A 3013-nucleotide genomic window follows, 5' to 3' on the forward strand; every position below is an offset into this window, starting at 1 on the left:
GAAGGTTTTTTCGTCAGGATTAGTTTTCCGTAGATTATCCTTGTGAAAAAAGTTTGTTAGACAATATTATTGTTTTTAGAATGTTTGATTTCAAAGAACGACCACACGAAAGGATTCGTGCGGTAGCGGGGGCAGATTGCAAGGATGCTTTTTACAGACCATCTGACCCAAACTGTATTATGACAATGGCACATACACATCAAAATGTGCGATGTGATGGCAGTTTAGTACAAAGTGTACCATCTGAAGTAGATATTTATGGTCTTTTAGATGAGATTAAAAACAACTGCAGTGGTAATTATGGCAATGTTAACAGTTTTACAATCTCACAAGGTGGTACGTATATCTTAAGCTATGTCGGAACTAACCTATCGACTATAGGATATGATTTAGATGAGTGGACGGATAAATACAAGGATAATATAGACAAAATGATAAAAAGAAATAAATTTACAGTAGCTAATCAAGAAGCTTTTTTCACCAAATTCCTGAAATATGTAGTAAAAATTAACGGACTAGAAGTTTACAAGAAAGAAGGAAATGTTATTAATAAATTAGAATATAACTCGACCACAAAAACTGCTACCAAAACACCTTGCCCCAACTAACAAATACTTATTATGAAAAATATATTAGTAATTATTCTCGCATTATCAATCAATCAACTTCTCGGACAAAATTGTACATCATATACAGAAGTTCCTTTGCGAACCTGGACAGATATTCCAGAAAATCAGTGTTATTACCTAAAAGATATTGATAATGAATTTGTAGATTATTCAGGAACATGGAAGGGAACATGGAACAATAAAACCATATATATTACTTTCTCTAAAGTTTCTGCTCATTACGATGATTTTGATAAATACTATGAAGATGTACTCATAGGTAAATTTAAGGTTCTAGATATGAGTGGAGGTGTATTATTTGACAATACAAATTCTTCTGCCAAACCAAAAATCAGAGGGGGCGGACCTGTGAAAGATCAATCAAAATACTCTTTTTCTTATACTGATAGAGACATTTGCAATATTGGTGGTAGAATAGAAATTAGTTTTTCCAATCCTTCAAAAACTCAGCTTAACTGGAAGTATTCTCAAGATTCTCAGATGATTTATCCGAGTTGTCCATATTATGGATCAGCAAATTTTCCCGAAGCATTACCGAAAAGTACTGTGTTAACAAAACAATAAACTTAAAAACCTGCAAATGCAGGTTTTTACCGTATTAAAACAATTAGACACCCAGCTGCCGCACGAAAGGATTCGTGCGGCAGCTGGGGATGACTCTGCAAGTTTTGCTACATTTACACAAAACTTTTTATTACCTAATGGCCAGATTGATATTACTTCTTCTGATCTTTTCGGCAATGCAAATTATAAATTATATAATATAAAAGAGTCAAACTTATCAAGTGTTAATGAATTAGGTTTTTTAAAGTTATTAAAAGATAAAAATTCAGGGCTAAAAGTTTTAAAAGGTTCAAATAATTCAAATAGCTGGGCTGAGCTATCTATAAAAAATGGGATTGTAGACCCAAAACCATGCAACTAAAAATTAAAAAATGAAAAATATAATTAAATCAATATGCTTTATTTTAGTTTTTATAACTATAAACAATTGCAATACACAAATTCATGTTTCAGATCCTCATATAGATAAATTTACAGGAACATGGAAATGGGGAGATAATGTTAATGGTTTAACATTAATTTTAAAGAGGGAAAATAACATACAACCCTTTAAGACTGATACAAATACTTTATTAGATTCATTAATTGGCTTTCATAAAATTAATAAAAACGGTCAGACCACAGAAGATTCAACTTCTTATTTTAACACAAATTTTAATGATAAAAAACAAACATGCGTAGGAAATAGTGATAACGATGATTCTAATTTATTAGTTTTATTTATGTCACATAAAGGCAAGGGTGTAAGATTAAAAATATCATTTATCGATACAACTCATATAAAAATTACTGAAGTAATAAATAGAGAAGGTGCAAGAGTTATATATCCTGGTCAAAACCCAACAGATTGGTCTATTGATATACCCGCGAATATTATTCTTACAAAACAATAAATTTAGAAACCTGCAAATGCAGGTTTTTACCGTATTAAAACAATTAGACACCAAGCTGCCGCACGAATCCCTTCGTGTGGCTTTTTCTTTTAACGACATTTTCTAGAATTGCAATTTTATTTATCTTTATAAAAAACATAAAGATGAGCAGAAATTACAAATTCCATAATTCCGAAGGATTATATTTCATAAGTTTTGCTATTGTAGGTTGGCTTGATGTATTTATCAGAAATGAATACATAGATATCTTTTCAAAAAGCCAAAGATTTTTTCGTCAGGATTGGTTTTCGGTAGATTATCCTTATGAAAAAGGTTTGTTAGACAATATTATTGTTTTTAGAATGTTTGACTTCTAAGAACGACCACACGAAAGGATTCGTGCGGCAGCCGGGGACAACATTGAGATACTAATTTATCGTAAAAATTTTAATAAATAAGGATATGGCAAGAATAAAAATTTATAAAAATAGAGAATGGAAAATTGATGCAGGAACAGATTGGGACTATGAAAAATTTAAGGCAACACACGGTTATTATACTGGAATTGATTTGATGATGAAACTTTTAGAAACTAAACCTGATTTACAAAATAAAATAATGTTGGAGCAGGATTTTGCATTAAGTAAAGAAGAAAAGGACACTATTGCAAAAAGAATAGAGGAATATATTGAAAAAGATATTCGTTGTTTTATAGAAGCAGACGAGACAGAAATATATAAAAATGTTGTTTACAAAAACAAAATATATAAAGCTCCTTTAATGCGAAGTCGCATATCTTTAGAAAAAAAACTTTTAACAGCAATGTCTTTATATAATCAATTTAATGATCCTAATAATTCTGACATAATAGAGTTTAAATTCGGTTAAAATAATACACGTTGCCTCCCCCCGCTGCCGCACGAATCCCTTCGTGTGACTTTTTCTTTT

6 protein-coding genes are annotated in these 3013 nt (G+C 30.7%); all 6 read left to right on the plus strand.

Going from position 1 to position 3013, the window contains the following annotated elements; all coding sequences use genetic code 11:
* Positions 1–53: 53 nt before the first annotated feature.
* On the plus strand, positions 54–608 hold the full coding sequence (locus tag ASG21_RS01920) for a hypothetical protein (protein ID WP_128414187.1): 555 nt from the start codon (positions 54–56) through the stop codon (positions 606–608).
* 12 nt (positions 609–620) lie between these two features.
* Positions 621–1193 (plus strand): DUF6705 family protein, encoded by a 573-nt coding sequence (locus ASG21_RS01925; RefSeq protein ID WP_056075049.1) that lies wholly within the window; start codon positions 621–623, stop codon positions 1191–1193.
* A 16-nt stretch (positions 1194–1209) separates the two neighbouring features.
* Positions 1210–1554: a hypothetical protein gene (locus tag ASG21_RS01930; protein ID WP_056075052.1), complete on the plus strand. Its 345-nt coding sequence runs from the start codon at positions 1210–1212 to the stop codon at positions 1552–1554.
* Between the two features lie 10 nt (positions 1555–1564).
* Positions 1565–2086 (plus strand): DUF6705 family protein, encoded by a 522-nt coding sequence (locus tag ASG21_RS01935; RefSeq protein ID WP_056075054.1) that lies wholly within the window; start codon positions 1565–1567, stop codon positions 2084–2086.
* A 143-nt stretch (positions 2087–2229) separates the two neighbouring features.
* On the plus strand, positions 2230–2442 hold the full coding sequence (locus ASG21_RS20405; RefSeq protein WP_056075057.1) for a hypothetical protein: 213 nt from the start codon (positions 2230–2232) through the stop codon (positions 2440–2442).
* 85 nt (positions 2443–2527) lie between these two features.
* Positions 2528–2953, plus strand: coding sequence for a hypothetical protein (locus ASG21_RS01945; protein ID WP_056075060.1), 426 nt, complete (start codon positions 2528–2530; stop codon positions 2951–2953).
* The last annotated feature ends 60 nt before the right edge of the window (positions 2954–3013 follow it).

The organism is Chryseobacterium sp. Leaf394 (assembly GCF_001424105.1).
Classification (GTDB): domain Bacteria; phylum Bacteroidota; class Bacteroidia; order Flavobacteriales; family Weeksellaceae; genus Chryseobacterium.

What these genes read in the sequence shown, in the direction of transcription:
- ASG21_RS01935 (WP_056075054.1), top strand. Translation starts at nt 1,565, where the DNA reads ATGAAAAATATAATTAAATCAATATGCTTTATTTTAGTTTTTATAACT.
- ASG21_RS01925 (WP_056075049.1), top strand. Translation starts at nt 621, where the DNA reads ATGAAAAATATATTAGTAATTATTCTCGCATTATCAATCAATCAACTT.
- ASG21_RS01930 (WP_056075052.1), top strand. Translation starts at nt 1,210, where the DNA reads ATGCAGGTTTTTACCGTATTAAAACAATTAGACACCCAGCTGCCGCAC.
- ASG21_RS01945 (WP_056075060.1), top strand. Translation starts at nt 2,528, where the DNA reads ATGGCAAGAATAAAAATTTATAAAAATAGAGAATGGAAAATTGATGCA.
- ASG21_RS20405 (WP_056075057.1), top strand. Translation starts at nt 2,230, where the DNA reads ATGAGCAGAAATTACAAATTCCATAATTCCGAAGGATTATATTTCATA.